Raw genomic sequence first — 2,163 nt, 5'->3', positions numbered from 1 at the left:
GCTCGCGATGTAACCAGTGGATCATATATCACCGGGAAAGTGCATTACAATTGTAATGCAGGGGTAGTGCGTGGCGGGGTCCTGTCTGGGATTTGGCCCTGAGTGAGCGAAGAATTTGGACTTAGTTGGCTTATGGTGAGCGAGTTGACCGATTTTTGCGGTAGAAAAGTTGGAACATTGTGTGCTGACCTGGCTTTTGTGGGAAATACACTGGCTCAGCAGGGCGTCAGACCGGCGGTAAAAGGGACGAAAAACGCCTTGTTAGCTCTCTTTTTGGCGGGCCAGTGTTAGCGGGAAGGGCGGCTCTATGAGGGCAACAACCAGCCACTTGTAGTAACCCTGGCTCGGGTGCGGAGTTACATCAAAAGGCGTTAGCCGCGCTACCGAACCAGGACTCAACAGGCAATCGTTGCCGCCGGGCAAGCTAAGCCCTAAAAATAAAGATTCAGAGCGGGCCTGAGCGCCCCGTTACCGGCTGGAAAATAACGATAGCTCACCAGGCGGGCCAGGTTGTAGTGCACCTGATTGATGACCACAAAATCTTCTTCGATCTGCAGGCTGTTGGCCTCCCCTTGCAGGGCCTGGGCAGTGGTATAGGCCCGGACGACCATATCCGTATTCGAGCCGGTAACCCGCTGAATTTCCTGTCGAATGCGGACGGCCTCTGAGACAACTTCCTCCTTTTTGCAGGCGCTAAGGAGGGACAAACTCAGGAGTATAACAAGAAGGGGTCTCATGGCTAGCGCTGGTTTAAGAGTTTGGTTATGCCCCTTAAAGCATATTGCCGGTTTTTTGTTAGATACGACTCTCTATAGGGCCATGCCGCTCTTGACGGCACGCCTACTCAGCAGGGAGCCAAACAAGATTTAAACCCACCTTCTTGGGCCACTTATCAAGTGGCGCTGACAAGCGGCTAGTTCATTCGTTATTACCGCGTCACACCGCCGTTATTACCGCTCAAACGAATCGTGCGATTCGTTTGAGCGATATACGCCAGGGCGGCTTAAGGAGCCACAAACAAAAGAGGACCGCCCCAACGGAACGGCCCTCTAGCGTACTACACGCAACTTTGGCAACAAACGCTTACTATAGGATCAGGCAACAGCTAATGAATCAGTAGGAATATCCGCAGCTCCGGCGCTCTCGCTCCGGTGACGGGTATAGTGGCGAATCGCCGCGCTCAGGGGGTAAGTATCCTCATCTACGCCCCAGCGGGCCAGGGCCAGCTCAGCGGCCTCTTTGAGAAACCGGGTGGTCTCCAGCCGCAGCTCGATCTCTTCGCGCAAACGCTGGCGAAACGAATTGGTCACAAACGTGTTGAAGGCCACCGCCCGCGCCGGGGTAATCCCTTCAATGCACCCCGCGCGCATCTGCCACTCGGGGATCTGGATCTCCAGGCTTTCGGTCAGATGCTCATCGGCCATGGCCTGCCCATCGGCCGCCCGGCGCTCCCGCTGAAGCAGGGCGAAGAGATACGCCGAATAGGGATTGAAGGGCTTGCGCTGCTCGCGGGAGACAAACAGAGCCTGCCCTTTTGTGGAAGCCAGGATGATGCGTTTGACCAGAGGCGTAACGGGCAAAGACAGACTACGGCAGGAAGCAGAGGAGGACATAGAAACCAAAAGCGGGGCTGAATCAAGAGGACATAAAGCTAGGATCTCCCCAGGGGGGCTGACAGGTCACCACTCTCACGCCGTGATAGTGATGACCTGTCAGCCCCCCTGGGGAGATCCTAGCTTAATCCAGATCGTAGGGCTCATCGGGGTAGTCCTCCTCGTCTTCATCCTCCTCAATGGAGCGGTGGCGATCCTGATAGGTGGCCCGGATCGATTGGCAACCCTCCAGGATGGCCTGCATGGCGGGGGTAAGCTGGTTCACAACAGGTCCGGCGGCAATGAGCAGCTGACCCGTGGCGGGCTCAAAGCTGGCGGCAACGAACTCGTCATACCCATGCTGGCGGCAGAGCGCGCCCAGGGCCTGGGTAAAAGCGGGAGTTGGGGAGAAAGAGGGCATAAAAAGAGGGGAGTTAGCTTCGTAAAGGGGAAATGGATAGCGGTGTCCACAACCCGCTTACGAAGCTAAATCACCGCTTTTGTTACATCACAATAACTTGAGGATAATGCACCTGTTTTTCATAAGTACCTATAAACCAGCTATCTTTCT

At 55.4% G+C, this 2,163-nt stretch carries 3 protein-coding genes; all 3 read right to left on the bottom strand.

All coding sequences use genetic code 11. The features are described 5' to 3' along the window. Positions 1-431: 431 nt before the first annotated feature. Entirely contained in the window at positions 432-737 is a 306-nt protein-coding gene (locus tag J2I46_RS32505) for a hypothetical protein (protein ID WP_207333287.1), read from the bottom strand. A 357-nt stretch (positions 738-1,094) separates the two neighbouring features. Then, positions 1,095-1,613, bottom strand: coding sequence for a hypothetical protein (locus J2I46_RS32500; protein ID WP_207333286.1), 519 nt, complete (start codon positions 1,611-1,613; stop codon positions 1,095-1,097). 124 nt (positions 1,614-1,737) lie between these two features. Next, a complete protein-coding gene (locus tag J2I46_RS32495) occupies positions 1,738-2,013 on the bottom strand; it encodes a hypothetical protein (RefSeq protein WP_207333285.1) in 276 nt (91 codons plus the stop codon). Between the last annotated feature and the right edge of the window lie 150 nt (positions 2,014-2,163).

The organism is Fibrella forsythiae (genome assembly GCF_017353175.1).
Lineage (GTDB): Bacteria > Bacteroidota > Bacteroidia > Cytophagales > Spirosomataceae > Fibrella > Fibrella forsythiae.
The sequence above is the reverse complement of the archived record's forward strand: the minus strand, read 5'-3'. Positions and strand labels throughout refer to the sequence as shown.